Source organism: Cupriavidus sp. a3 (genome assembly GCF_051015765.1).
Classification (GTDB): domain Bacteria; phylum Pseudomonadota; class Gammaproteobacteria; order Burkholderiales; family Burkholderiaceae; genus Cupriavidus; species Cupriavidus oxalaticus_A.
Genome location: NZ_CP170643.1, coordinates 1,795,347 through 1,821,269, shown reverse-complemented (window position 1 = coordinate 1,821,269; position 25,923 = coordinate 1,795,347). Strand labels below are relative to the sequence as shown.

At 65.5% G+C, this 25,923-nt stretch carries 22 protein-coding genes and 2 pseudogenes; 8 read left to right on the top strand and 16 right to left on the bottom strand.

Annotated features, from left to right (window positions below):
* Positions 1-264: 264 nt before the first annotated feature.
* The 8 genes from ACAD63_RS08915 to ppsA form a co-directional block, all read right to left on the bottom strand.
* Entirely contained in the window at positions 265-3,099 is a 2,835-nt protein-coding gene (locus tag ACAD63_RS08915) for an AMP-binding protein (RefSeq protein ID WP_434033792.1), read from the bottom strand.
* Positions 3,092-3,280 (bottom strand): hypothetical protein, encoded by a 189-nt coding sequence (locus ACAD63_RS08910; RefSeq protein ID WP_133092808.1) that lies wholly within the window; start codon positions 3,278-3,280, stop codon positions 3,092-3,094. Before ACAD63_RS08910 ends, ACAD63_RS08915 begins: the two co-directional genes overlap by 8 nt.
* 183 nt (positions 3,281-3,463) lie before the next feature.
* The gene (locus tag ACAD63_RS08905; RefSeq protein WP_133092807.1) at positions 3,464-3,712 is read right to left on the bottom strand and encodes an acyl carrier protein; all 249 of its coding nucleotides are present in this window, start codon (positions 3,710-3,712) and stop codon (positions 3,464-3,466) included.
* On the bottom strand, positions 3,709-4,824 hold the full coding sequence (locus ACAD63_RS08900; protein WP_434033791.1) for a dihydrolipoamide acetyltransferase family protein: 1,116 nt from the start codon (positions 4,822-4,824) through the stop codon (positions 3,709-3,711). Before ACAD63_RS08900 ends, ACAD63_RS08905 begins: the two co-directional genes overlap by 4 nt.
* Before the next feature lie 61 nt (positions 4,825-4,885).
* A complete protein-coding gene (locus tag ACAD63_RS08895; protein WP_133092805.1) occupies positions 4,886-5,860 on the bottom strand; it encodes an alpha-ketoacid dehydrogenase subunit beta in 975 nt (324 codons plus the stop codon).
* Positions 5,857-6,879, bottom strand: coding sequence for a pyruvate dehydrogenase (acetyl-transferring) E1 component subunit alpha (pdhA, locus tag ACAD63_RS08890; RefSeq protein WP_133092804.1), 1,023 nt, complete (start codon positions 6,877-6,879; stop codon positions 5,857-5,859). Before pdhA ends, ACAD63_RS08895 begins: the two co-directional genes overlap by 4 nt.
* Positions 6,876-8,645 (bottom strand): acetate--CoA ligase, encoded by a 1,770-nt coding sequence (gene acsA / locus ACAD63_RS08885; protein WP_343657331.1) that lies wholly within the window; start codon positions 8,643-8,645, stop codon positions 6,876-6,878. Before acsA ends, pdhA begins: the two co-directional genes overlap by 4 nt.
* A 208-nt stretch (positions 8,646-8,853) precedes the next feature.
* Positions 8,854-11,259, bottom strand: a complete 2,406-nt coding sequence (gene ppsA, locus ACAD63_RS08880; RefSeq protein ID WP_434033790.1) for a phosphoenolpyruvate synthase — start codon at positions 11,257-11,259, stop codon at positions 8,854-8,856.
* 422 nt (positions 11,260-11,681) lie between these two features.
* Here ppsA and ACAD63_RS08875 point away from each other — a divergent pair, with 422 nt between their 5' ends.
* Both ACAD63_RS08875 and ACAD63_RS08870 read left to right on the top strand, forming a co-directional pair.
* Positions 11,682-12,146 (top strand): universal stress protein, encoded by a 465-nt coding sequence (locus ACAD63_RS08875; protein WP_434033972.1) that lies wholly within the window; start codon positions 11,682-11,684, stop codon positions 12,144-12,146.
* 241 nt (positions 12,147-12,387) lie between these two features.
* Positions 12,388-12,666, top strand: coding sequence for a DUF1488 domain-containing protein (locus ACAD63_RS08870; RefSeq protein ID WP_133092800.1), 279 nt, complete (start codon positions 12,388-12,390; stop codon positions 12,664-12,666).
* 286 nt (positions 12,667-12,952) lie between these two features.
* On the opposite strand, the gene ACAD63_RS08865 is transcribed toward ACAD63_RS08870, so the two are convergent.
* From ACAD63_RS08865 to ACAD63_RS08855, 3 genes and pseudogenes are all read right to left on the bottom strand, one after another.
* Complete coding sequence (locus ACAD63_RS08865) at positions 12,953-14,350, bottom strand: MFS transporter (protein WP_135706963.1); 1,398 nt, start codon at positions 14,348-14,350, stop codon at positions 12,953-12,955.
* A 91-nt stretch (positions 14,351-14,441) separates the two neighbouring features.
* Positions 14,442-14,927: pseudogene (locus ACAD63_RS08860) on the bottom strand (poly-beta-hydroxybutyrate polymerase); the annotation flags it as partial.
* Positions 14,928-14,987: 60 nt separating this feature from the next.
* Positions 14,988-15,542, bottom strand: a pseudogene (locus ACAD63_RS08855) (poly-beta-hydroxybutyrate polymerase N-terminal domain-containing protein); the annotation flags it as partial.
* 25 nt (positions 15,543-15,567) lie between these two features.
* Between ACAD63_RS08855 and ACAD63_RS08850 the strand changes: the two are divergent.
* On the top strand, positions 15,568-15,768 hold the full coding sequence (locus ACAD63_RS08850; RefSeq protein ID WP_434033789.1) for a DUF1488 family protein: 201 nt from the start codon (positions 15,568-15,570) through the stop codon (positions 15,766-15,768).
* A gap of 14 nt (positions 15,769-15,782) precedes the next feature.
* Here ACAD63_RS08850 and ACAD63_RS08845 read toward each other — a convergent pair whose 3' ends face one another.
* Positions 15,783-15,923: a hypothetical protein gene (locus tag ACAD63_RS08845; protein WP_434033788.1), complete on the bottom strand. Its 141-nt coding sequence runs from the start codon at positions 15,921-15,923 to the stop codon at positions 15,783-15,785.
* A 367-nt stretch (positions 15,924-16,290) separates the two neighbouring features.
* On the opposite strand from ACAD63_RS08845, the gene ACAD63_RS08840 reads away from it, so the two are divergent.
* The 3 genes from ACAD63_RS08840 to ACAD63_RS08830 are packed head-to-tail and all read left to right on the top strand — an operon-like array spanning position 16,291 to position 18,238.
* Positions 16,291-16,896, top strand: coding sequence for a nitroreductase family protein (locus tag ACAD63_RS08840; RefSeq protein ID WP_133092798.1), 606 nt, complete (start codon positions 16,291-16,293; stop codon positions 16,894-16,896).
* A gap of 32 nt (positions 16,897-16,928) precedes the next feature.
* Positions 16,929-17,555 carry a phosphoribosyltransferase gene (locus ACAD63_RS08835; protein ID WP_434033787.1) on the top strand — a complete coding sequence of 209 codons (627 nt, stop codon included), beginning with the start codon at positions 16,929-16,931 and terminating at the stop codon, positions 17,553-17,555.
* Positions 17,556-17,581: 26 nt separating this feature from the next.
* A complete protein-coding gene (locus tag ACAD63_RS08830; protein ID WP_133092796.1) occupies positions 17,582-18,238 on the top strand; it encodes a BON domain-containing protein in 657 nt (218 codons plus the stop codon).
* A 23-nt stretch (positions 18,239-18,261) separates the two neighbouring features.
* Here ACAD63_RS08830 and ACAD63_RS08825 read toward each other — a convergent pair whose 3' ends face one another.
* The 4 genes from ACAD63_RS08825 to ftsH all read right to left on the bottom strand — a co-directional run bounded on the left by ACAD63_RS08825 (position 18,262) and on the right by ftsH (position 24,635).
* Entirely contained in the window at positions 18,262-19,632 is a 1,371-nt protein-coding gene (locus ACAD63_RS08825; protein WP_434033786.1) for a nicotinate phosphoribosyltransferase, read from the bottom strand.
* 24 nt (positions 19,633-19,656) lie between these two features.
* A complete protein-coding gene (gene groL, locus ACAD63_RS08820) occupies positions 19,657-21,294 on the bottom strand; it encodes a chaperonin GroEL (RefSeq protein ID WP_434033785.1) in 1,638 nt (545 codons plus the stop codon).
* Between the two features lie 120 nt (positions 21,295-21,414).
* Entirely contained in the window at positions 21,415-22,728 is a 1,314-nt protein-coding gene (locus ACAD63_RS08815; protein WP_434033784.1) for an erythromycin esterase family protein, read from the bottom strand.
* Positions 22,729-22,745: 17 nt separating this feature from the next.
* On the bottom strand, positions 22,746-24,635 hold the full coding sequence (ftsH, locus tag ACAD63_RS08810) for an ATP-dependent zinc metalloprotease FtsH (protein ID WP_434033783.1): 1,890 nt from the start codon (positions 24,633-24,635) through the stop codon (positions 22,746-22,748).
* Between the two features lie 420 nt (positions 24,636-25,055).
* Here ftsH and ACAD63_RS08805 point away from each other — a divergent pair, with 420 nt between their 5' ends.
* Entirely contained in the window at positions 25,056-25,211 is a 156-nt protein-coding gene (locus tag ACAD63_RS08805) for a hypothetical protein (protein WP_434033782.1), read from the top strand.
* 179 nt (positions 25,212-25,390) lie between these two features.
* Positions 25,391-25,894, top strand: coding sequence for a BCAM0308 family protein (locus tag ACAD63_RS08800; protein ID WP_135706954.1), 504 nt, complete (start codon positions 25,391-25,393; stop codon positions 25,892-25,894).
* The last annotated feature ends 29 nt before the right edge of the window (positions 25,895-25,923 follow it).

Below are 25,923 nucleotides of genomic sequence, written 5' to 3'. Positions count from 1 at the left end.
GCCGGGTGCTTTCTACTTTGGCAAGCGATGGCGGTTTCGATTTGCTCTGCATCAAAGAGCCATGCATTGCCTCCCCAACCCGACCGCGCGATCCGGAAAGCCGAGCGCGTCACTTGTGTCGCGGGACGGGCAGGCAACGCTTCCCGGTACTCAGCGCCCAAGGATTCCGCCGTACCGGGGGCCGATGGTCATCTGCTTACACGACGCCCGCCACGAAGATGGCCAGCAACTCAAGCGGGCGCGGTAGTCGCCCAAGATGGCGGATCAAGCTGCCGCGTCTGGCTCCTGAAGCCTCGCGCGGATCTTGTCGCGAGCCGCGTCGCGCAGCCGCAATACTGCTTGCCAGTCATCGCCTGATGCGAAGACCGCTTCGCTCGCAATGAACGCCAACGATGCATGACTCGGCCACCAGCGCCCGTCCCGCAGCAATGAGCGAGTGCCGAGCAGGGCGATGGGAATAACCGGTGCCCGCGCGCGGGCGGCGCACCGGAACGCCCCCAGTCTAAAAGGCATCAGTCCGGGCTCTCGCCGGAACGTGCCCTCCGGAAAGAAGACGAGGGATTCGCCCCCGATGATTCGCTTCTCCAGCGCACTGGTATCTTCGACCCCACGTGCGGGGTCGAAGCGCTCAACGAAGGCGCAGCCAAGCCTGCCCAGCAGCAGCGCCAGCGGCTGGCTCCGCTGCAGCTCCTGCTTCGCCACAAAGGTGAAGTGGGGAGGCAGCACTGCCGTGAGCAAAATCACATCGGTGTAGCTGGCGTGGTTGGCCACGATGACGACCGGTGCCGACCGGCCGAGCTCGGGCAGGCCTTCGATCTTCGGAGACAACCCCGTCAGCGCGAGACCGAGCCGGGCGCTGGCTCGCGCGCTCCGCCGGCGCAGTGGGCGCCCCGGCAAAAGCACCACCATCAGACAAGCCGGCAGGGCAAACACAACGCAAACCGTCCATACCCAGGCAGCCCAGAGCCACGCTGAAGCTTGATGCAGGAAGCGCGCGAACTGGATGCTTGCGCCAGAGATGGCAATTCGTAGCAATTGACGCCAGGGCGCGCGCGGCGTGCCATGGATCTCGCCCCGTTCATACAACTCCCGGCAGGCGGCACGGCGCAGCTTTCCGCTGGACGTCTTCAGTACCGTGCGCGGCGGCGCCAGCAGCACTTCGTCGACAGGCATGCCCATCAAATCGACCGCCAGATGGCTGATTTCCGTGCGTATCTGGCTGCGGGCATCGTCGTTCTCTTCAAGGGTCTCGGCCAGAACGACCAGGCGCTCGGTACCGGAGCGCGCATCGGTGGCGGGGAAGACCGCGACACCGCCCTTGCGCACACCGCTTACCCGGCTGATCGCCTCCTCGAGTTCCTGCGGAAACAGGTGCTGGCCGGCGCGAATGATGATGTCCTTGAGGCGCCCTGCCAGATAAAGCTCGCCGGCTGCGATATAGCCCATGTCGCCGGTCTTCAGCCATGGGCCATCGAACAGGCCCGCCGTGGCGTCGGGGTTGCGGAAGTAGCCCGTGGTCGCGGACGGGCCCTGGAACTGGACATGCCCCAGGGAGCGTTCGGGCAACTCGTGGCCGGCTAGATCGGCGATGCGGATCTGATGTCCCGGCAACGGCAGGCCGCTGGAGACCAGCTTGAGCGCCTTGCGCTCCGACCGGTCCGGCGCACGGGCGATACCCTGGCGCGCGAGCGTCTCCCGATCGACCTGGTCGACGCACGGCCCACGTCCTGCCGGCGGGAACGCGAGTCCGACCGAGCACTCGGCGAGGCCGTATACAGGGGTCATGGCGGCGCGATCGAAGCCATACCTGGCAAAGCGTGCGGTAAAGCTGTCAATGGTTTCGGAGCTGACCGGCTCAGCACCGTTGTATGCCAGGCGCCACGAACTTAGGTCCAGGCCGGCAAGATCCTTTTCATCAATCTTGCTCGCGCAGAGCTCGTAGGCGAAGTTCGGCGCCGCGGACAACGTGCCGCGATGCTGGTGAATGGCCCACAGCCAAGAGGCAGGGCGCGTCAGGAAATCAGTGGGCGACAGCAGCACCAGGCGGAATCCGACCTGCAGGCTCCCCATGCAGGCGCCGATCAGGCCCATGTCGTGGTACAGCGGCAGCCACGACACAAAGACATCGGCCGCAGTAACATGCGCGGCACGCTCCATCGCCCGCAAGTTGGCCAGTAGACTGGCATGCGTCAGCACGACCCCTTTTGGGTTGCCCGTGCTGCCGGAAGTGTATTGCAGAAAGGCAATGTCATCCGCTCGCCGGCGCCATGCGTCGCTCGGTGCGTCACCAGCGGCGCTGAGATCGGCAGGCGCCAGGATCTGGCGCAGCGCCGCGCACTGTGGGCGCAGCAGGCGTAGCAGGGGCTTGGCCGGTGGCGCAGTCACGAGGATGGCAGCCTCGGCATTGGCAAGGATCCCGGCGCTGCGCCGCATGTGGTCCTCGATCTGGGAAAGGCGCGCGGGCGGATAAAGCGGGACGGGGATGCAACCCGCATAAAGCGCGCCGAAGAATACGTCGAAGAAGTCGCGTCCGGTCGGCAGCATAAGGGCCACCCGGTCACCTGCAGCCAGGCCCTGCCGCGCCAGGCCAGTGGCTACGGCAAGCGCGCCCGCCCGCATTGACCCGTAGCTAAGGTCGCCGCTCCCCTGGAGGGTGGCGTATAGCTCATCGCCATGCGACGCCGCATGCCAGTCAATCAGATCCATTAGCGTGGCGGCACTGTCTGGCGGCCGGTTGGCTGCTGCCGTCCTGGCCGCACCTTGCACCACGGGAACCGCGGGCATCGTGGCGGGAATGGCCGCTGCTGCCCCATGCGCTGCCAGACTGAGCAGGTCACGAGGTGTATCGGCGGCCATGAGTGCTTCTTCATTGATCCTGCTGCCATATTCGTGCTCGATACGTGTCAGCAGCTCCGCCCGCGCCAAGCTGTCCAGGCCGAAATCGCGCTCGAGCGAATGATCTATCCCCAACGTGCTGACGTCCTGCGCACCGGGCCGCAGCTCAGCCGCCAGCGCGCGTACGATGCCAAGCAGGCGTTGCGCATCGGCAAGCCCCGGTTGGGGGGCACAAGGGATAGTAGGATCGCGCCTGTCATTCATTGCGTCTTCCGCCGGCAACTGCCACCTTGAGGTTGCGGGCGTTTGCCCGGCAGGCTTCCGCAAAACCCGGTGCGTCGAGCAATAGCCTGAACAGGGTATTCATCCCCACGAGCATGTCGGCAAGCGAAGCAGAGCGATGGACGTCGACCTCCGCAGGCGCGCCTGGGGGATAACGTTCCACCCAGATGGGTCTCGGTCCGGGAGACGGCCTGTTCACATAGTAGTCTGGCATGATTGCCCCCGATGCTTTTGGCTTGCCTGCCGGCACACGTACCACCACTGTTCCGCGAAGGGCTTCCCTCCCGTGCCATGTGTGCCGGGCGTGCAGGACACGGCGTTCTCTCGGCTTCGGCCCGAAGCAGGCTCAACGTGCTGCTGCGGCTTCCAGGTAGGAAACGACATCGTCAAGCGTGACGAGCCGGCTGTAGTCGGACTCCGGGATTTCCACTTTCAATGTCTCGTGCAGGGCGAGCAGGAAGCGGAGCCAGTCCATGGAATCAAGATCGACCTCCCTGCGCAGCGGACGATCCGGGCGCAGGGCCTGCGGCTCGATTTCAGGGGCGATCTCGCGCAACGTGGATACGACGATGGCGCGGATACTGGCGTTGTTCATCGGTCAAACTCCTCAGGATGTCGTAGCAGTTCTCGTAGTTCGGTGAGAAAGAGTGCGCCGCGATGACCGTCCGAGACACGATGGTCGGCCGAGAGGGTGGCTGTCAGGGCTGGCATCACTGTCACCGCACCGTCTTCCACCCATGGCTGCTCAATGATGCGACCAAAACCCACCAGCGCCACCTGTGGAGGATAGATGACCCCGAACACCTGTTCCGCGCCCTGATCCCCGAGATTGGTAACGGTAATGGTAGGCTCGGACAATTCGGCACGCCTGAGGGAACCAGCGCGACAGCGCCTGACCAGGTCGGCCAGTTCCTGCATCAGTTGTGCAACTGGCTTGCTGTCGGCATGCAGCAGCGCCGGCGCCACCAGGCCGCCCTGGCGGAGGGATATCGCGATCCCGACGTGCACCGCCGTTGCGGCGCTGAAGGCACCGTTGCGGAAGAATCCATTCAACTCGGGGAAGCGCTTGAGCGCAACTGCGACGGCTTTGATCAGCAAGACCGCTGGGAGGACGCGCTCGCTCATGGATCGGCCAGCATTTTCCCGGGTGAGCCAGGCGAGCGCAGTCCGCAACGGAATCGTCTCTGCGACGTAGTAATGAGGAATCTCGCGCTTGGCTCGCGCCATCGCGGCGCCAATTGTCTTGCGGATCTCGGCCGATCGGTCGCCTGGCGTGGCGGAGGGCTTGTGCGCCGCTTGCTCGACATCGGCCAGCGTTACCGCGCCTCCCGGCCCGGTGCCGGTGAGGGCTGCGACGTCGATCCCCTGTTCCAGTGCGAGCTTGCGCGCTGCCGGGGACACCATGCGTCGACCCGGAGTGCCGCTCGCCTGCTCTGGCCCAGACGCGCGCTGCAGGGCGCCTGGTGTTTCGCCAGGTTCAAGGAAGGTCGCCATCAACGTGCCGACGGGAATCTTGTCTCCCCGCGAAACCAGAAGCTCGGCGACGACACCGTCGTGCCACGTCTCCACCTCGATCGCAGCCTTGCTGGTGTCGACCACGGCGATGATCTGCCCCTTCTTCACGGTGTCGCCGGGCTGCACGGCCCATTCGAGCAGCGTACCCTCGTCCATGTCTGCGCCCAGCGAGGGGAGGCGGAATTCGATCATGTTGTCCTCGCCGGAGCGATGCGCCGGTTGCGGGCGCTGGAAGTGAGGGCTGCCGGCTTGCTCATGCGATCAGCTGGCTGGCGGCGGTTGCAATCTTGTCCGCCTGGGGCAGGGCGGCCTCTTCCATATGCCTGGCATAAGGAATCGGTACCTCCGCAGAACAGACCCGCGCGACAGGTGCGTCGAGTTCATAGAAAACCTGCTCGACGATGCGCGCCATCAGCTCCGCGGCGAGGCTGACGCTGCGCCAGCCCTCGTCGACGATCACCGCACGACGGCATTTTGCGACGGAGGCCATGATGGTCGCATCGTCCAGCGGACGCAGGACGCGCAAATCGACCACCTCGGCATCGATTCCCTGGGCCGAAAGCGAATCGGCGGCTTGCATCGCCTTGGGCAGGCCACCACCATACGCGATCAGGGTCACGTCCTTGCCGGGCCGCCTGACCCGTGCCGAGTGGATATCTACTACGGACGCTTCCGGAATCTCGCTTTCCACGTTGTACAGGCCTGCATGCTCGAAGATCAGCACCGGGTCGGGATCGGCCAATGCCGGCGCCAGCATGCGGCGTGCGTCCTCCACAGTGGCGGGCGCCAGGATCCTGAGGCCGGGTATGCTGGCATACCAGCCCTCGAAGCTGTGAGAGTGCTGGGCCGCGACCTGGCGGCCAGCCCCGGTGGCCATCCGGATCACCAGCGGTACGGAGAACTGCCCACCAGACATATGGCGGTACAAGGCTGCGGTATTAACGATCTGGTCGAGTGCGAGCAGGCTGAAATTGACGGTCATCACCTCGACGATGGGGCGCATGTCGCCCAGGGCCGCGCCGATGCCGGCGCCGGTGAAGCCGAGTTCCGAAAGAGGTGTATCGCGGATGCGTTCCGGGCCGAACTCGGCCAGCAGCCCCTTGGAGACCGCATAACTGCCGCCGTAGCGGCCGACGTCCTCGCCCATCAGGAAGACGCGGGGGTCCTTGGCAAGCGCCTCGCGCAGGGCTTCGCGCACGGCCTCCCGGTAGCTGAGGCGCAAGCTCATGGGGTACCGCCTGCCGGTGAGTAAACATCCTTCAGCAGATCCTCGACAGGCTCCAGGGTGCCCGCCTCGGCAAAGGCCTCGGCCCTCGCAACCTCCGCACCAGCGTCGGTGTCCAGCAAGAGAAACTCGTCTTCCGTCAGCTTGCCTTCCGCCTTCAGCCGCGCGGTGAACGTATGAATGGGACCGCGTGTCTTCCACGCCTCGACCTCGGCCGCCTGGCGGTACAGATCCGGGTCGTACATGGAGTGAGCGCGGAAGCGATAGGTGCGCAGTTCAAGGAACACCGGCCCCGTGCCGCCCCGGACGCTGGCCACGGCATTCCGGGCAGCTTCGCAGACGGCGACCACGTCCATTCCGTCGGCCGCGAAAGCCCGCATGTTGTAGGACGCTGCCTTGGCGCAGAGGTCTGTCTGGGACTCATGACGCTCAAGAGCCGTCCCCATCGCATAGAGATTGTTTTCGCAGCAGAACAAAAGCGGGAGCTTCCACAATGCGGCCAGGTTCATCGATTCATGGAACGCGCCTTCGGCGACCGCTCCGTCGCCGAAGAAGCAGGCGGTGACACGCTGGCTGCCCTGCATTTGTCCGGCGAGCGCAAGGCCGACCGCCAGCGGGAGACCTGCGCCCACGATGGCATTGCCCCCGAAGAGCCGGGCAGCGCGGCTAAACAGGTGCATCGAGCCGCCGCGGCCTCGCGCACAGCCCTCCTGCTTGCCGTACATTTCGGCCATCAGCACGCGCATGTCCATGCCGCGAACCAGCGCATGCCCGTGCTCCCGATAGGTGGCGACCACATTGTCGTCGGGGGCGAGCGCATGGAGAACACCAACGCATACGGCTTCCTCGCCAATGTACAGATGCAGGAAGCCGCGTATCTTGCCCTCGCCGTAGCGCTGCGCGCATGTCTCCTCAAGACGGCGAATACGTACCATGTCGCGCAGCAGCGTAAGCGCGAAGGCCTTGTCATAGGGCACCGGTCCGGAAGGTGGCGGCGGGGCGGGATGCTCGATGTCCATCATGATCCGGTCTCAAGCGTGGAGGTGTCCCCCTCCGGCAGGCCAAGTTCCCGTGCCTTCAGCAATCGGCGCATGATCTTGCCACTGCGTGTTCGTGGCAATTCCGCAAGGAAGGCGATGTCCTTGGGGGCCACCGACGCGCCGAGGCGGCTCCTGCCATGACCAAGAAGCTCCAGGCGCAGCGCTTCAGAAGGTTCAAAGCCTTTGTTGAGCGATACGAATGCCTTCACCACTTCTCCCGCAACCGGATCCGGCTTGCCGATGACGCCGGCTTCGGCGACGGCCGGATGCTCCATCAGCGCACTTTCGACCTCGAAGGGGCCGATCAGGTGTCCGGACGACTTGATGACGTCGTCAGTGCGGCCGACGAACCAGTAGTAGCCGTCGGTATCGCGGCGAGCCAGGTCGCCGGTCAGGTACCATTCGTGTGCGAAGCACTTGCGGTAGCGCGCTTCCTCGTTGAGATAAGCCCGGAACATTGACGGCCAACCGCTTCTGAGTGCAAGCTCGCCCTCGGTTCCGGGGCTATCGATCAGTTCGGCGCGCCCGTCTTCGTTACGCCGCACGATGGCAGCATCCACGCCGGGAAGCGGCCGGCCCATCGAGCCAGGCTTGATATCAAAGGCTGGCGTATTGGCGATCATGATGCCCCCCGTTTCCGTTTGCCACCAGTTGTCGTGAATCGGCAGGCCCAGCACGTTCTTGCCCCACCAGACGGCCTCTGGGTTCAGGGGCTCGCCGACACTGGCGATAAACCGCAGTCGCGGGAAAGCACGCACTCTGGCTGCTTCGGTTCCCGCCTTCATCAGCATGCGGATCGCGGTCGGCGCCGTATACCAGACCGTGACGCCTTCGTCGTGAAGGATTCCGTACCAGCGCTGCGCGTCGAATTCTTCGAGGTCCACAATAGACGTTATGCCATGCAGCAATGGCGCGATGGCACCGTAGGATGTGCCGGTCACCCAACCCGGATCGGCGGTGCACCAATAGATGTCGTCCGCATGAAGATCGAGCGCATACCTGCCGGTTGCCCAGTGGGTGAGCGCGGCGCCATGGACGTGCACGGCCCCCTTTGGCGTGCCGGTCGTGCCGCTGGTGAAATGCAACAGCGCCATGTCTTCGGACGTGGTAGGCGTGATCTGGCACGCGTCGGTCGCGCTGCGCATCATTGCAGCCAGGTCAAGCGTCCCCGGTATCGCGGTGGAGCCGCCGTCTTCCGCGACCAGCAGGATGTGTTTGAGGCTCGGCATGCGGTCGCGCCATGCGGCGACCTTGCGCATGAAGAGTTGGTCGGTGGTGACCAGCACCGAGCCCTTGCCGAGGTTCAGTCGCGTGGCGATCGGCTCGGGCCCGAATGCCGAGAACAGCGGCGACACCACGCAGCCGTTCTTCAGACCGCCGAGCAGGGCCGTATAAAGCTCCGGAATGCGTCCAGCGAGAATGAAGATCCGGTCTCCCTTGCCCACGCCGAGTTCGCGCAGTACGTTGCAGAAGCGATTGGTGAGACTGGCCAGCTGTGCGTAGGTGACGGCGCGCGCTGCCGGTCCGCCCCGTGAAAGAAAGCGGAATGCGACCTTGTCACCCGCACCACTTTCCACATGGCGATCCACCGCCTGCCACGCGATATTCAACCCGCCATCGGGTTGGGCGCCGAGGGTCCTGCGGATGGCGTCCCAGGAAAATCCATGACGCTCCGCCTCATAGTCGGCAAAATTTGGCGCAACACGCAGATCCGCTGCGGTCTTGTGGATGATTGTGGATAGATCCATTCTGGCGCTTGGTCTCCTTGGGACCACTATAGGGGCGGGGGCAGGCAACGAGAAGCGGGGCGGCCAGCGTTGCCCGGCCGTCCGTTACCTGAGCGGGCAAGGGCAAGTCCTGCCCGCTTTAGCGAGGACATCGGACTCATGGCCTGGCAGCAGGGAATGTTCTTCGGTTCTCCCGCCATATCACTTCCATCCTTCACCTTTCTGACGCTCATACATACGAGATCCTTGTCCTCGCATGCTCGGCGGCAGCAACGTGACGCTTGACCGCGATAAAGCTATCGGGACTCACCGACATCGAATCGATGCCGCTTTCGACAAGGAATCCAGCGAACTCCGGGTGGTCGCTAGGCGCCTGGCCGCACAAGCCGACTTCGGCCCCGGCCTTGTGCGCCTCGGCGATGACGCTGCGGATCATCCATTTGACGGCGTCGTCCTGCTCGTCGAACAACGCCGCGAGTTCTGATGAGTCGCGATCCACGCCGAGCGTGAGCTGAGTCAGGTCGTTGCTGCCGATCGAAAAGCCATCGAAGCGCTTGGCGAACTCGCCCGCCAGGATCACGTTCGACGGGATCTCGCACATGACATATACGTTCAGGCCGGCTTCGCCGCGCACGAGGCCGTTCTCCGCCATGACCTCCAGTACGCGGTCCGCCTCTTTCGCCGAGCGGCAGAACGGAATCATGACGATCACATTAGTGAACCCCATCTCCCTGCGCAGGCGGCAAATCGCCTGGCATTCCAGCGCGAAGCCCTCTCGATAGCGAGGCGAGTAGTATCGTGACGCGCCACGGAATCCAAGCATCGGGTTCTCCTCCCGCGGCTCGAATTCCGCGCCGCCGATCAGATGCGCGTACTCGTTTGTCTTGAAGTCGCTCATGCGAACCACTACAGGACGGGGATACTGCAGAGCGGCAATTCGCCCCAGTCCGCGCGCGAGCCGGTCCACGAAGTACTCCGTCTTGCTTTCGTATCCGGCTGTCAAGCCGGCAATCGTCTGCCTGGCGGCATCGTCCTTTAGCGTGTCGTAGCGGACCAGCGCCATTGGATGGATCTTGATGTGATTACCGATCACGAACTCCATTCGCGCCAGCCCGACGCCATCGGCCGGGATCCGCCACCAGCGGAGCGCTGCTGCGGGGTTGGCCAGGTTCAGCATGACCCTGGTATGCGTTGCCGGGATACTGCCAAAGTCGATTTCGTCGACTTCATAGTCGGCAGTGCCTTCGTAGACGAAACCCTCGCGGCCTTCCGCGCAGGAGACGGTGACCTCTTGCTCGTCGTGTAGCAGATGGGTCGCATTGCCCGTACCGACGATTGCCGGAAGCCCCAGTTCGCGGCTGACGATGGCCGCGTGCGAGGTCCGCCCGCCAAGGTCGGTGACGATGGCAGCCGCACGCCGCATGACGGGCACCCAGTCGGGGTCCGTAGATTGGGTCACGAGGATGGCGCCGTCGACGAAGCGTCCCATTTCCCTTGGGCTATCGATGACGCAGACCGCGCCTGCCGCGACGGCTTCCCCGATGCTCACGCCCGATGCCAGCTTGCGGCCGGCCTTCTTGATGCGATAGCGCTTCACAGCGCTAGCCTCGCGTCGCGACTGGACGGTTTCCGGCCTGGCCTGGACGATGAACAACTCTCCGGTCTCGCCGTCCTTCGCCCATTCGATGTCCATGGGTTGGCCATAGTGGTCTTCGATTGCGCGAGCCCAGCGCGACAAGGTGAGAATCTCCTCGTCTTCCAACACGAACGACGTGCGCTCTGCCTTCGAGGTCGGGACACATTTGGTCGGAGCGCGGCTATCGCTCGTGTAGACCATCTTGCGGCTCTTGTCGCCGAGCTTCTTCCCGATGATCGGCGTGAGCGACGGGTCGGACAGAAGTGGCTTGAACACCTCGTATTCGTCTGGTTCGACGGTGCCCTGCACGACACTCTCGCCCAGACCCCAGGCGGCGTTGATCAGGACGACCTTGTCGAAGCCGGTTTCGGTGTCTATCGAAAACATCACTCCGGCGCCGCTCAGGTCGGATCGCACCATGCGTTGGACGCCGACCGATAAAGCAACCTTCAGATGGTCGAAGCCCTTCGCCTGCCTGTAGCTGATCGCGCGGTCGGTGAAAAGTGAGGCGTAGCAGCGCCGGCAAGCGTCAAGGAGCGCGCGATCACCCCGGATATTGAGGAAGGTTTCCTGTTGTCCGGCGAAACTCGCATCCGGCAAGTCCTCGGCGGTCGCACTCGAGCGGACTGCGACGTCCATGTTGACCCGTCCGGTCCTTTGGTTCAGCTCTTCATAAGCCACACGGATCGCCTCTGCCGTCTCTCTGGGCCATTCGCCTCGGAGAATGAGCTGACGAATGGCGGCCCCGGCCTCGGCGAGGGAAACCTTGCCTTCAGCAAGTTCGCCGAGCGTCCTGGACACCGGCTCGCGCAGGCTATTCGCATGGATAAAGCGCCAGTATGCATCCGCCGTGACTGCGAACCCGGGTGGAACCTTGACCCCTCCGGGCGCGAGGTTCGCCACCATCTCGCCCAGCGACGCGTTCTTGCCACCGACGCGAGGAACATCGGCCCGCCTTAGTTCTTCGAACCAGACAACCTGCGCATGTTCGTTGGACATGTGCTACTCCTTCTCGGCGGATTTATGCCGACGCCTAAGCAAGGCCAAGGTTCCGCTTGGAACGGATAACGTCCGGGAAGCTTCCAAGGGGGTGCTGAACAGCGCTCGCGAGCGACTGACGCATTCACACTAGTGGTCAAACGGCGCCGTGAGTTGATCCAACGCAAGCCCCCACAAGGCAGCTTAACGGCAGGCGGACGCGATGCCGCTGCTGCTGTCGCATTGAATCGCGGCGAAGCGCCGTCTACCACTTGCCCACCGCGACTGGCCGCATGAAGACGGGTGGGCCTGCGCATCGATGCCCCGGTCCGAATTCCCAGCCCACCGGCGGGAGGGACTTTAGGGATTTGTTGACTGGCATCAAGCTTCATATCGTTGCGACCGCTACTTTGGAAAGAACCATAGCCGCAGCCGAGGTCGCCGTGTACCGCCGCATTCTTCTAGCCATCGATGGTAGCCGCTCATCCTTAAACGCCCTGGAGCAGGCAGTGTCCATGGCGCTGGTCACTCATGCCGAAGTCAGCGCCATGTTTGTCGTTGACGACAGCGACCTGCTTCTCGAGGTCAGTTCGGGCGACCGGCCGTGGCTGATGGCCGACATTATTGCCTACGGCAAGCAGGTGTTGGCTCGCGCCGGCGAGCGGCTGAGTGCCGCCGGCGTGCGCTGGAGCAGCAGGTTGGCCGAGACGCCAGGCACCCCTGCGAAGATTGCCGAGGCGATCGTCAAGGAAGCGGATCACTGGAGCGCGGACCTGATCGTAATGGGCACTCACGGCCATCGTGGCGTGCGGCGCATGGTGCTGGGCTCGGTCTCGGAGCACGTCGTCAGCAAGTCGGTTCGCCCCATATTGCTTGTCCGCCAGCGGCCAGTCGGCGATATGTCCTGACCGTTCGGTTGATGCGCACCAACCGGGAAATGCTGAGCCGCCCTACGCTGAATCAAACCAGTCCAGACATGAATCACCACAGGGTCGCATCGTGGGAAACCGCTATGTACCAGCGCATCGTTGTCGCCATGGGCAGCGTCGCGCAGTTGATCACCCTAGTAGCCGTCGCGCCCGTCCTGCTAGTCCGCGCCGAGGAGGCGTAGGCAGGCACAGACTTTGGAGGGCAGTACGCCAGAGAGCTATGCATAAGATCGACTTTGCCGGCGAGATGCCGGATTATTGTCCGACCGGCCCAAGCCTGCAGTGCGCCGCGAAAGTAGACGGCTCGCCGGCAACCTATGAGATCACAGCCGAGGCGCTTGAAGATCATTTCGGCGCGCGGTCGTACCGCAGTGAAGATTTGCTACCGGCATTCATGAGCAACCGCCAGGACATTGAACGCGTCGCGGGAGCGCTGTTCGAGATGACAGGTGCGCGGCACATCGTGTTGCACAGCGGCCATTTTCGCTTTGCCGTGTGAGGCGAGCTCGGGCGCTAAATGGCCGGCCTTTCTACCAGGTAACTTTTCCGCGCGTGCATTCGCGTAAGTGCGGCGATGTATCCGCCGTACAGCCCTTGATGACCGTGTCCGCTTGGAGGGCGTTGACACCTCCCCGACGCGTCAGATACAGCCCGTCAAAGACAGGTACGGCAGGTTGCTGGCCAACGGTATATGGCCCTCAAATGGGCGAGAAGATGGAAGCTCTCGCTCGGCGACGGCGTTTGTTCACATGCGTGAATTCGAGTAGAGGGCCTGGTGAATGGCATTACTGGCAAGGGGGAATGGCAGTAGCAACGCCGTTGCCGGTCTCCATTCCCACCTTGCGCTCAGCGCGCAGGGCAGCCTGCCGCCCTCGCCCGGTGTTGACCCTGCACAGCAGGCCCAGCCCGACGACGAAGTAGCTGCCGGTGACCAGCAGCGCCTGTCGGTGATCGCCGCCCGTCAGCCAGGTTGCCATGCCATAGGTCAGCGGCCCGGCGATCGAGGCCAGCTTGACCGCCAGGCCCCACAGCCCGAAGAACTCGGCCGCGCGCGAGGGCGGGGCCAGCAGCCCCACCATGGCCCGTCCGGCGGACTGGGCGGCGCCCAGGCACAGGCCGGCCACATTGGCGGCAAGCCAGAACAGCGGCGCGTCGCGCGCGGCGCGCGCCAGCAGGATGGTCAGGATCCAGCCCAGCAGCGTCAGGGCAATGGCGCGCACGTGCCCGATCCGGTCCTGCACATGGCCGAACAGCAAGGAGCCAGCCGCTGCCGTCAGGTTGACCACCAGCACCAGGGTCAGCGTCTGCTGCGTGCTGAAACCCATGGCCTGGTTGGCGTAGATGGCGGTCAGCGTGATCACCGCCTGGATACCGGCCTGGTAGAACAGGGTGCACAGCAGGAAGCGGCGCAGGTCCCGGAACTGCCGCAGCTGGCTCAGGCGTTGCCATACTCGGGCCCAGGCTACGCCGATGGCCTGCTCGCCAGCCGGTGCGGCCACAGCGATCTGCGGCGCGCCGCGGTCGCCCAGCAGCAGGAAGGTCGGCAGGCTCGCCAGGGCAAAGATGGCCGCCGTGATCAGCATGGTGACGGGCACGAACTGGCTGGCGACGTGGCCCCGGGCGGTCGCCCAGTTGACATAGAGCAGACATAGGCCCAACGTGACCAGGCCACCGATATAGCCAAGACTCCACCCCCAGCCCGATACCCGACCCAAGGCGCGCGGAGTAGAAAGCGACGGTAGGAAAGCGGCGATCAGGTTTTCGCCGCTGCTGAAGAAGAAGTTGGACAGCACTACGCACAGGATGGCCAGACCAAGGGTGCCGGGCTGTGCAAAATAGAGCAGGGCGGTGAACACCACGCAACCCGCCGTCGTCACGGCAAGCAGTGTCTTCTTGGCTGCGCGCAGGTCGGCATAGGCGCCGACTAGCGGCGCGCTGAGCACCACTAGTGCATAGGAAAGAGAAAGTGCCGCGGTCCAGGCCAGCGTGGCCCAGGGGGCATTGCCGGCCACCACGGCGACGAAGTAGGCATTGAACAGCGCGGTGATGACCACCGTGGTGTAGCCGGAATTGGCAAAGTCATACATGGCCCATGCCCATACTTCGCGCGGTCGTACGTCGGGGCCCAGGGCAGAGGGCGCATGAAGCGCGCGAGCCCGGCCATGCGATTGGGGCACGGTCATGTTCCATCCTTCTTCTCTTGCATGCTCCTCTCGTAAGGGGTTCGCGAAGCCTTTACTTCAGAGGGCTTATCTGTTCCAGTCCTTCGAGCATCTAGGGTTCCAGTACGTAGGCACCAGGGGCGTCCGCTAAATCCCGGGCCGGCGCTTGTCGCGTGCAGCGCTCTGTCGAGTGGGCCACTAGCCAGTCATGCCACGCCGGCCACCAGGAACCCTCGCGGTACTCAGCCATGTCGAGGAATTGCTCCGGGCTCAGGTAAGGCGCGGCTGCCAATCTCGTGTACACATGGTAGCGCCGGCGCGGGTGGCCTGGTTCCGACACGATGCCCGCGTTGTGGCCGCCCGAAGTCAGCAAGAAGGTCAGTTCGGCCTGGGTCAGCAAGTGCAGCTTGTAGACGGAGCGCCAGGGCGAGCCGTGGTCGTGCTCGGTGCCGGCCACGAAGAGCGGCAGGTCGAGGTCAGATAGGGCGATCGGCCGCCCGCCGACGCACAGCTTGCCAGTGGCCAGTTCGTTGCCCAGGAACAGCTTGTGCAAGCATTCGGAATGCAGCCGATAAGGCAGGCGTGTGGTGTCGCGGTTCGCGTTGCGGAACACCACCTTGCCGGGTGTCAGCGCCACGTCGCGCCCGGGCAAATACTCCAGCGCGGGCCGCCCGGCGGGCAGGCCGGGCAACTCCGACAGCAACTCACTGGCGTCCTGCAGCCAGTGATGGGCCCCTTGCAGGAAGTTGGCGCCGAAAGTGCTCGAGGCGGCGCTGGCGACAGTGGGGTTCATCCACCAGACATTGCCCGGTGCGAACAGGTCAAGCCATTGCCGGGCACAGAAGGCGACGATGTGCTGGTGATGGCGCGACAGGCCGTCGATATCCTGCGTCAGCGACTCCCAGAAGGCCTCGTTGCGCATGAACGCATCGCGCCAGCAACGATAAGGCCCGTCCTGCCAGCCAGCATCGGCAAAGCGTTGATCGCTGACATCGACGGATGGGGGCTCGGCCGTGGTCGGCAACAGCCGTGGTGAATCCTCGATACTGTGTTGCAGCCACACCTGCCAGGCCTGCACCACCTTTGCGGGGGCGATGCCGAGCTGCAGTGCCCAGTCGAGCCCGGCCAGGCTCGCCGAGATCACCGATAGGCCGCCGGTGGCGCGGGCCAGGCTGGCGCGGATCTGCTTGTCCAGCCAGACTTGCGCCGGCATGGCGGGCTGCGGCGCGCATTCCGGCATGGCCGCCAGGCTGGGCGGCTGCGTCCGGTCATCGATTCTCATTGCAGGTGCTGCCCGCCGTTCGTACCGCAGTGAAGATTTGCTACCGGCATTCATGAGCAACCGCCAGGACATTGAACGCGTCGCGGGAGCGCTGTTCGAGATGACAGGTGCGCGGCACATCGTGTTGCACAGCGGCCATTTTCGCTTTGCCGTGTGAGGCGAGCTCGGGCGCTAAATGGCCGGCCTTTCTACCAGGTAACTTTTCCGCGCGTGCAGCATCTGGCGCGATTCATCCCAATGCAGCCATACGCGCAGGGCGGACTGCTCGGCGCAGCGCGCGAGTTCGAAGGCTGGATCGGTCTGGTCTGGCATGGTACGACTCCTATAGTCAAGCGGCTGGGCTGCCCCAGGGGCGCGCAGGTCTGGTTAAGTCTAGGAGGTGGTCCTGGCGGGAATTGACGTATCGCAAGGAGCGCACAGTGCGTGGGACGGCGTGGGGATCGCCATGCCGTGGCGTGCGTTTGGCAGAGCACAGGGGGGCGCGTGGCCGGTGGCCTGCACATTGTGGCCGGACCACCAGCGCGACAAAGCCGATCAGGGAACCCGAAACTGAAGATGTCCTGCTACCTCCCACGCGCAAACAGGCGTTCCTTTGATCCATCCCAAATGGCAGCGCCCGCTCGCCGCCTACGGTAATCCCAGAGGGGCCGTGCCGACCCCCGTCCTTCTGGAGCACGACGTGACACATCCCATCGTTTTATCCGAAGCCGGCGTGGAATACCTGAAGCTGCCGGCCCCGCAGACCGAAGGCGGCATGCCGCTGCTGACCGCGCTGCAGCAGCGCCGCTCGACCCGGCACTTCGCCTCGCGGCGCCTGGATGACGCGCTGCTGTCGTCCCTGCTGTGGGCCGCTTTCGGCGTCAACCGCCCGGGCACCGGCCTGCGCACCGCACCTTCGACCCGCAACTGGCAGGAAATCGACTTGTACGTGGCGCTGCGCGACGGCCTGTACGTGCTCGAACCGCCGGACTGGCGCCTTCGGCTGGTCATCGGCGAAGACCTGCGCGCGGCTACCGGCCTGCAGGACTATGTTGCCGAGGCACCATTGAACCTCGTCTACGTCAGCCGGCTCTCCAGGCTCGACGAGACCGACAAGCCTCTGCGCCAGTTCTATACTGCGCTGGATACGGGGTATATCAGCCAGAACGTCTATCTCTTCTGCGCTGCGTCGGGCCTGGCCACGGTGGCGCGTGGCTTGCTGGACCGCCGCGCGCTGGCCACCGCCATGCGGCTGGAGCCCGACCAGCGCGTGATCCTGGCCCAGAGCGTGGGCTATCCGGCGTAAGCGGCCGTCCAGGCAGGCACAGGAGGAGGACCATGCCATTCATTGACAGGGCCGATGCCGCCAAACAGCTGGCCCGTGCGCTCGCTGGCCACGTTGGAGAACGGCCACTGGTGCTGGCCGTACCCCGGGGCGCGGTGCCGATGGGCGCCATCATTGCCGATACGCTAGGTGGAGACTTTGACGTCGTGCTGGTGCGCAAGCTTGGCGCGCCAGGCAACCCCGAGTACGCCATCGGCGCCGTGGGCGAGAGTGGCTGGACTTATCTTACACCCTATGCCGCCGCGGTCGGCGCCGACAGCGAATACATCGACCGCGAGCGCGCAGCCCAGCTTGAAGTGCTGCGGCAGCGCCGTGCCGCCTACACACCGGGGCGGGAGCCGATCCGCGCCACCGGACGCCAGGTTATCGTCGTGGACGACGGCTTGGCCACCGGTGCCTCGATGATCGCCGCGCTGCATGCCATCCGCGAGGAGAAGCCTGCGCGGCTCATTTGCGCAGTGCCGGTGGCGCCACCGCGGACGCTGGAGCTGTTGCGGCCCTATGCAGACGAGGTGGTGTGCCTGGAGACGCCAGCCGGCTTTCGGGCAGTGGGCCAGTTCTACCGCGACTTCTCGCAGGTCGAGGACGCGGAGGTAGTGGCATGTCTGAAAGGGCGGTAAAGACGCGTATACGCGAGGAGGCATCCATGAAGGGCGACAGGCAGCTGCAGCAAGACGTGACCGAGGCGCTGATCTGGGATCCGGCGGTCCATGGCAACGAGATCGGGGTCCAGGTCCAGGACGGCGTCGTCACGCTGACGGGGCACCTTGGGACCTTTGCCGAGAAGTACTCGGCGGAAGCAGCCGTCAGGCGCATCGCCGGCGTGCGGGCGCTGGCCGTGGAACTGGACGTTCACCTGCCCGACGATGCGCGCCGCACCGATGCCGACATTGCTCGCGCCGCGGCCAACGTGCTGTCCTGGGACGCGATGGTGCCGGCCGACCGTATCCGGATCCTGGTCGAACACGGCGTCGTGACCCTGAGCGGCGATGTCGACTGGTACTACCAGCGCACCGCCGCCGAGCACGCCGTGGCCGGACTGTTCGGCGTGGTCGGGGTCACCAATGCGCTTGCCCTCCGGCCTCGTGCCGACGCGCAGGACGTGGCGGCACGGATCCAGGCGGCCATCGCACGCCAGGCCGTCGGCGACGTCGACCAGGTGACCGTGGCGGTGAGGGATGGCGCGGTGACGCTGACCGGCACTCTGCCTACGCTGGCCGAGCGCGACGCGGCATTCGAAGCGGCCTGGTCTGCACCGGGCGTCAGCGCGGTCGTCAACCAGATCGAAGTCAGGCCCGGCTAGCTCAGGCATTCGTCCTTGCCGCACTACCGGGGCGTCGCTGCCGGACTGGCCTGCGCGGTCAGCGCATCGGCAGCGCGCGCCAGGTCTTGCAGGGCATTGCTGACGGTGACAGGATAGGGCGCCGACTGCTCCAGCGCGCGCAGGGCGACAGGCAGCGCGGCCAGTTGCTGTGCGGCATAGGCCCGGCTGGTGAGCAGCGGCACCTCTGGCGCCACACGCCGGCCACCCGTCATGGACGACTGCATCAGCGGCAGACCGTCACAGGCATCCCCCTCGATCGTCAGCGTATCGCCAAGCATGGTGCCGTCGGCGCCGTAACGACGGTAGGACTGCTTACGGCCAGGCCAGGTTGCCTTGCCTTCCGAGCGCTTGCGGCGCGGCAGGCCCGCGTACTCGGTCAGCTTGTACGCGCAATCCAGATACGGGGCGTCGGCCGAGGTGTTCATGCGCGTGCCGACCCCGAAACCGTCGATGGGAGCGCCCGCTGCCACCAGATCGCGAATGCGATACTCGTCCAGGTTGCCGCTGGCAAAGATGCTGATCGACTGAAGCCCCGCGCCGTCGAGGATGGCGCGCACCCGGCGCGCATGCTCGCCGAGGTCGCCGCTGTCGATGCGTACCGCCTTGACGGAGATCCCGCTGGCGCGCAGCGTCGCGGCCAGTGCCGCCACCTTGTGCGCGGCGGCCTCGGTGTCGTAGGTGTCGATCAGCAGCGTGGCGTTGTCGGGCTGCGAGCGCGCGAACGACGCGAAGGCCTCGCCCTCGTCCAGGTGCGCTTGCACATAGGAATGCGCCATGGTGCCGTACGACGGGATGGCGAAGTGCACACCGGCCAGCAGCGTCGCGGTGCCGGTGAACCCCGCCAGATAGCTGGCCCGGGCCGACAGCAGGCCGGCTTCGGCACCATGCGCGCGGCGCAGGCCGAAATCCACCAGCATGCGCCCCGATCCCGCCAGCACCACGCGCGCCGCCTTGCTGGCCACGATGGTCTCGTAGTGCAGCAGGTTCATGACCCGGCTTTCGACCAGCTGGGCCTGCTGGATCGGCGCGGTAATGCGCAGGATGGGCTCGTCCGGGAAGAACACCGTGCCCTCCGGCATGGCCTGGACATCTCCGCTGAAGCGGAAGTGTGCGAGCGATTGCAGGAACGCCGGGCTGAAATGCCCGGTCGACGCGAGCTGGTCGAGATCGTCCGCGCTGAAGCGCAGCCGTTCCAGGTAGGCGACCACCTGTTCCAGTCCCGCGGCCAGAAGGAAGTTCCTGCCCGGCGGCAGCTTGCGGACGAAGAACTCGAAGCTGGCGATATCGTGCATGCCGCTGTCGAAATACGCCTGCATCATGGTGAACTCGTACAGGTCGGTCAGCAGCGGGCTTTCGCAATCGGGGGTAGTCATGGCGGCTCGCGCAGGCGGCATTGCTCAATAATCTTCGCCGAACATGGATGACCCCGGGCGCGTGCCGGCATCGCCCTGGCCGGCAGGGCTGCGCTGGATCGCGATCATGCAGTCCGTCGTCAGCAGCAGGGAGGCGATCGAGACGGCATTCTGCAGGGCCGTGCGCACCACCTTGACGGGGTCGATCACGCCCAGTTCGAGCATGTCGCCATAGCGCTCGGTGCCGGCGTCGTAGCCGAGCGTTCCCGAGCCGGCGCACACCTGGTGCACCACGGCGTCGGCATCCGCACCGGCGTTGGCGGCGATCTGCCGCATCGGCGCGGCCAGTGCCGCGTGGACGATGTGGCCGCCGGCGGCCTGCTCGGGATTCGGCGCCTGCCAGGCTTCAAGGGCGGCGCGGGCGCGCAGTAGCGCCACGCCACCGCCTGCGACGATGCCCTCGTCCACCGCGGCTCTGGTGGCGTGCAACGCATCCTGGAAGCGGTTCTTGCGCTCGTGCAGCGCGCTCTCCGTCGCCGCGCCCACCTTGATCACGGCTACGCCGCCGGCAAGCCGGGCCAGGCGCCGCTGCAGGGCCTCGCGCTCATAGTCCGAGCGCACCTCGTCCAGGCGCAGGCGCAGGGCGGCAACGCGCTCGGCCACGCGCGGCCGTTCGTCACCGGAGGCGATCAGGATGGTGGTGTCCTTGTTGACCTCCACGCGGCGGGCCTCGCCAAGCTGTTCCAGGGTGACGTGCTCGAGCGAGATGCCGGCCTGCGGCGAGACCACGGTAGCGCCGGTCAGCGCGGCCAGGTCGCCCAGCTGCTCGGTACGCGAGTCGCCGAAACCCGGAGACTTGACCGCGCAACTCTTCAGCGCGCCGCGCAGGTTGTTGACCACGAGCGTGGCCAGCGCCTCACCCTCCACGTCGTTGGCGATGAGCAGCAAGGGCCGGCCGGCGCGGCTCACGGCTTCCAGGACCGGCAGCAGTTGCGCAATCGCGGCAATGTTCGCGTCACACAGCAGCACCAATGGTGACTCCAGCACGACGGCACGGCTCTCGTTGGTCGCGAACAAGGGCGAGAGGTAGCCACGATCGATCAGCGCGCCGTCGGCGATGTCGAGCGCGTCGTCCAGCTTCGAGCCATCCTCAACGCTGATCGCACCGTCCTTGCCGACCCGCTCGACAGCCTGGGCCACCAGCGTGCCGACAGTCTGGTCGCCGCTGGCCGAGATCGTGGCGATCTGGCGCATCTCGTCGGTACTGCCACACGGTCGGGCACTCTCCAGCAAGGCGCTGGCGACCAGCTTGCCGGCGGCCTCGATGCCGCGCTTGAGCTGCATGGGATCGTGACCGGCTTCGACGTATTTCACGCCTTCGGCCACGATCGCGTGGGCCAGCGTGGTGGCGGTCGTGGTGCCGTCGCCAGCGATCTCGCTGGTGCGCACTGCGGCCTCGCAGAGCAGGCGGGCGCCCATGTCGGCGAAAGGATTGGCCAGCGTCACCGACTTCGCCACGACCACGCCGGAATTGGCGACCAGCGGCACCATGTCGGGCCGCTCCACGATCACGTTGCGGCCACCTGGACCCAGCGTCACCTTCACAGCGTGGGCCAGTTGTTCCACGCCGTTCAGCATCATGCGGCGCGCGTCCTGGTGGAAGATGAGTGTTCTGGCAGACATGACGATCTCCGCATTGACATGAGTGGTCTGGCTCGCTTTACGGTAGTTGGCGTGCCAGTCCGGACGTTGATGCAACGCAAGCGCCAGGCTCGCGGCCGCTGCCTGAAATAGGCGCGTGCTTCAGTCTGGCTGGTCGCTGTCCAGCACGGGCACGGGATGCCCTGGCTGCAACGGTTCCAGCGCGGTGGTCTCATCCAGGTGGAAGAGGGCGTCAAACTGGCCGGCGATTGAAGCGTCGAAGTAGTGGCTGGCACGCTCCGTGCGCGGCAGATAGAGCACGCCGATGGCGCGTTCCAGCATGACCTCGAAGAGCGCGTGGCTGGCCTGTGGCCCAAGCGGGAGGAAGAAGCGATCCAAGCCGGTGCTGTGGAAAAGTGCTTCCCAGCTGTCGTGCAGTGCCGGCACGACGGTTTTGTGTTCGGGGTCGCCGTCCCATCGAGAGGCGGCGCAGACGTGGCCGGCGTAGGTGGTAAAGCCGACCAGCAGCGCCTGCGTGCCGGCCTGCTGGCGTACCAGTTGGCCGAGGTTCCACTCGCCGCGCAGCTGCGATTCCGTGGCCCGCGCATCGCCGAGGTGGGAGTTGTGGGCCCAGACCACAATACGCCCGTTGCCGCCGCGGCGCAGCCGGTAGGCGGCCAGCGAAAACAGCGTTTGCGCCATGTGCGCGTCGCGCAGGTTCCAGGTGCTGACACGGCGGCCGAACATCTCGCGGTAGTAGGCTTCCGCATTCACCACCACCGTCGCGTTGCGCTCCGCGAAGTAGTGCGAATCCATGGCCGCCAGGCCATTGCGGGAGATATAGGCGGCCTCGTCGGTGCGCAACTGCAGCAGCTGGCGGATGGCGCCGTCGCGCGCGGGCTCACGCAGCCCGGCGGCGGCCTGGTAGCCGTAGGCAGCTGGATCACGCACATGGTCGAGCGCGGCATAGTGCTGCCGGGCAGCCTCGGCCTGCAGCGGGTCGGCGCGCTCCAGATAGCGGATCACGGCCTCGGCTGAGCGATATAGGCTGTAGAGGTCGAGCCCATAGACGCCGACCCGCCGCTCCGGCGGCAGGCTGGCATTGTGGCCGCGCAGCCATTCGATGAACGCCAGGAACTCCCGGTTGCGCCACATCCAGGACGGGAAACGCTCGAAATCGCTTAGGGCCTCCCCCGCGCTGTCATCGCCCTCGCCCTGCACGTAGCGGTTGACACGCCAGGCGTCTGGCCAGTCGCCTTCGATGGCGACGGCATCGAAGCCCTGGCCACGGACCAGCGCCTGCGTGATCTGCGCCCGCATCCGGTAGAACTCGGCCGTGCCGTGCGTGGCTTCGCCAAGCAATACGAAATCCTTCCCGCGGGCCATGTCAAGCAGCGGATCGTAGTCGGAGGCATTGCCCTGCAGGCGTCGTGCGGCCTCCCGGACAGCAAGGAACGGGGTAAGCGGAGATGCCATGGGGACTCCTCGGGTGGCTACTGCATGACGGGTTCATCGTGTGGCGCCGTCGCACCTTCAGCCCGCATCAGGGCATCGAGCGCATGCCGCTCGACCACTTCATTTTCAAGCAGCAGCTGCGCCAGCCGGTCGAGGCGCGCACGCTGCCCGAGCAATGTCTGGCGTGCCCGCTCGGCGGACTGGTCCAGCGTGAGCCGGATCTCTTCGTCGATGGCCTGCGCGGTGCGCTCGCTGTACTCGCGTTCCGGCCGCGACAGCGCGGCCGCGGAGGGCAGCAAGGGGCTGCCGGCGCGCTCGTAACACGGCAGGCCGAGCGATTCGCTCATGCCGAACTGCGTGATCATCTGCCGCGCCATGTCGGTGGCCCGTTCCAGGTCGTTCTGCGCGCCGGTGGAAACGTCGTCGAAGACCATCTGTTCCGCCGCGCGCCCGCCAAGCAGCACATCCAGCCGGTCCAGCAATTCGCTGCGGCGTAGCAGGTAGCGGTCTTCGGTCGGGGTCTGCTGCGTGTAGCCGAGCGCCGCAACGCCGCGCGGAATGATGGAAATGCGCGAGACCCGGTCCGCATGCCGGCGGCATTCGGCCACCAGTGCATGCCCGGCCTCGTGGTAGGCAATGGTCTGTTTTTCCAGCGGGATCATGACCCGGTTGCGTTTTTCCAGCCCGCCGACAATGCGGTCGAGCGCCAGGTTGAAGTCTGCGTTGTCGACCGCCGGCTTGTCGTTGCGGGCGGCCAGCAGTGCCGCCTCGTTGACCAGGTTGGCGAGGTCGGCGCCGGCAAAGCCAGGCGTGCGCGCGGCCAGTTCCCGGAGATTGATTTCCGGAGCCAGCTTGACATGACGCACATGCACACCAAGGATCTGCTCGCGCCCTTTCAGGTCAGGGCGGTCCAGCACGATATGGCGATCAAAGCGCCCGGGCCGCAGCAGCGCGGCGTCGAGGATTTCCGGCCGGTTGGTGGCGGCCATGATGATCACGCCCTTGTTGGTGTCGAAGCCGTCCATCTGCACCAGCAACTGGTTGAGCGTCTGTTCGCGCTCATCCTGGCCGCCGGCCACATTGAGGGTGCGGGTCTTGCCCAACGCGTCCAGCTCGTCGATGAAGATGATGCACGGCGCCTTCTGCTCGGCCTGCGCGAACAGGTCGCGCACGCGTGCCGCGCCGACGCCGACGAACATTTCCACGAACTCGGCGCCGCTCATGCTGAAGAACGACACCCCGGCCTCGCCGGCAACCGCCCGTGCCAGCAGGGTCTTGCCGGTGCCCGGGGCGCCCAGCAGCAGTACCCCCTTGGGAATCTTGCCGCCCAGGCGCCGGTACCGCCCGGGGTTCTTGAGAAAGTCCACCACTTCCATCAACTCGACCTTGGCTTCGTCGATGCCGGCCACGTCGGCGAAGCTCACTCCGGTCTCCTGCTGAAGATAGACCCGGGCCTTGCTCTTGCCGATCCCCATCAGCCCCCCAGCGGCATTCCCGATGCGCCGGAACAGCAGGCTCCAGATCGCGAAGAAGGCAAGGGCAGGCACGATCCAGGACAGCAGCGTGCCCAACCATCGAGCATCGGGCTGCCCGGCATAGCGCACATGGGCCGCGTCCAGGTCGGCCAGCAGCCCGGGATCGCTGATGCGGGCCGTGGTGAAGGTCCGGTCGGGGCTGCCGCCGCGCTGTACCGCGGCCGCCTGGTCGGCTGGCAGGATGGTCTCGACCCCGGCTGTCGCCAGCGTGCCGCTGATCGCCGTCTCGCCAACAGTAGCGCTGCGCACCTTGCCGGCCTTGAGCAAGGCCTTAAAGTCACTATAGGCCAGGGAGGTGACGGTTTCCGTGGCGACGTAGAACTGGAGCGCCAGCGTCGTCAGGACAGCCGCGAGCAGGTACCAGAGCGAGAAATTCCGTTTGCTGCGTTCCATGGCCGAAGTCAGGTGGCGGTGGGCTGTCGGCGGCCGGGGATTCGCTGCGCCGAGGTGGCGCAGGTGGCGGATTGGCTGGCCGGCCGGCGAATACTGCGGTGTGCGACGGCGGCGATGCGTCGCGAGTGGAAAAGATACGCGGCCGACTTGCGCAAGTAATGCTTCACATCAGCTTCCTGGATACCAGTTGTGAGGGTTGTGCGTCATTCCAAGATAGCGGCGGGTCGGGGTTGGCCTTTGATCCGTATCAACGGCCACCGTCACCAACGATGGCGGTCTTTCGGAAGCTCGCTGCAGGCGGCGGGCGGCATCCTTGATGTGCCGCAACCCACTGGTCGCACGGTCGTCCAGACTCCGGAGGAAAGCAGCCCGTGCAGGAGGAACAGCGGCTGTCGGATGGCAAAGGCTAGCGGAGTGCTGGTGAGCATCAACTCGGATGCGCATCGCGTGCGCGACTTCCAGAATTTGTCCCTAGGGCTGGCCCAAGCGCGGCGGGGCTGGCTGCAGGCCGACGACGTGCTCAATGCCCGTCCGCTGCCGGAACTATGCAGCTTGCTGCGGCGGACCACCATGTAGCCAGCAATCTCGCAGATGTCTGACCATTGTTTGATCCAGCCCAAGTTGATAGCCGCACAGGCGAATAGCTTTAACAGTGGGGGCGCGTCGGGCTTTACCGGAGTGGTGAGGGACACGGCAGACGCGCCGCAGCGCGCCGGCGACCGGCGTGCGTTGTCCATAACCAGCGAGGCATCAAGATGAAAGTCCGAGCGCAGTCAATCAAGGTCAGGCCGGTCCGCTGGCATCCGTTGCCCGTCGAGCACGTCCCCGACCGCTACAAGCAGCCGACGGCGGCCCCGACGCTGGCGAGCTGCCCGGTCTGCCATGCCGTATTCATGCGCGGGCACTGGCAATGGCGCGCCGTACCACCGGGCGCCGCAACCTTGGTTTGCTCTGCATGCCAGCGCGTCGCCGATAAGACCCCCGCGGGGAGAGTGACGCTGGGCGGCACCTTCGAGGCTGCGCATCGGGCCGAGATTCTGGCGCTGATACGACACCGCGAAGCCCAACTGCGCGCAGAGCATCCGATGGAGCGCGTGATGGCAATCGATTCGGGAGAACAGGGCACGGTGGTTACCACGACCGGGCTGCACCTGGCGCGGGACATCGGCAACGCCATCCACCATGCCTACCGCGGAACACTCACGATCGATTACGGCAACGCCGAGACCGAGCTGAACGTGCACTGGCACAGGGCGTGACGGCGGCGAGGCCACAGGCAAGATCGGGA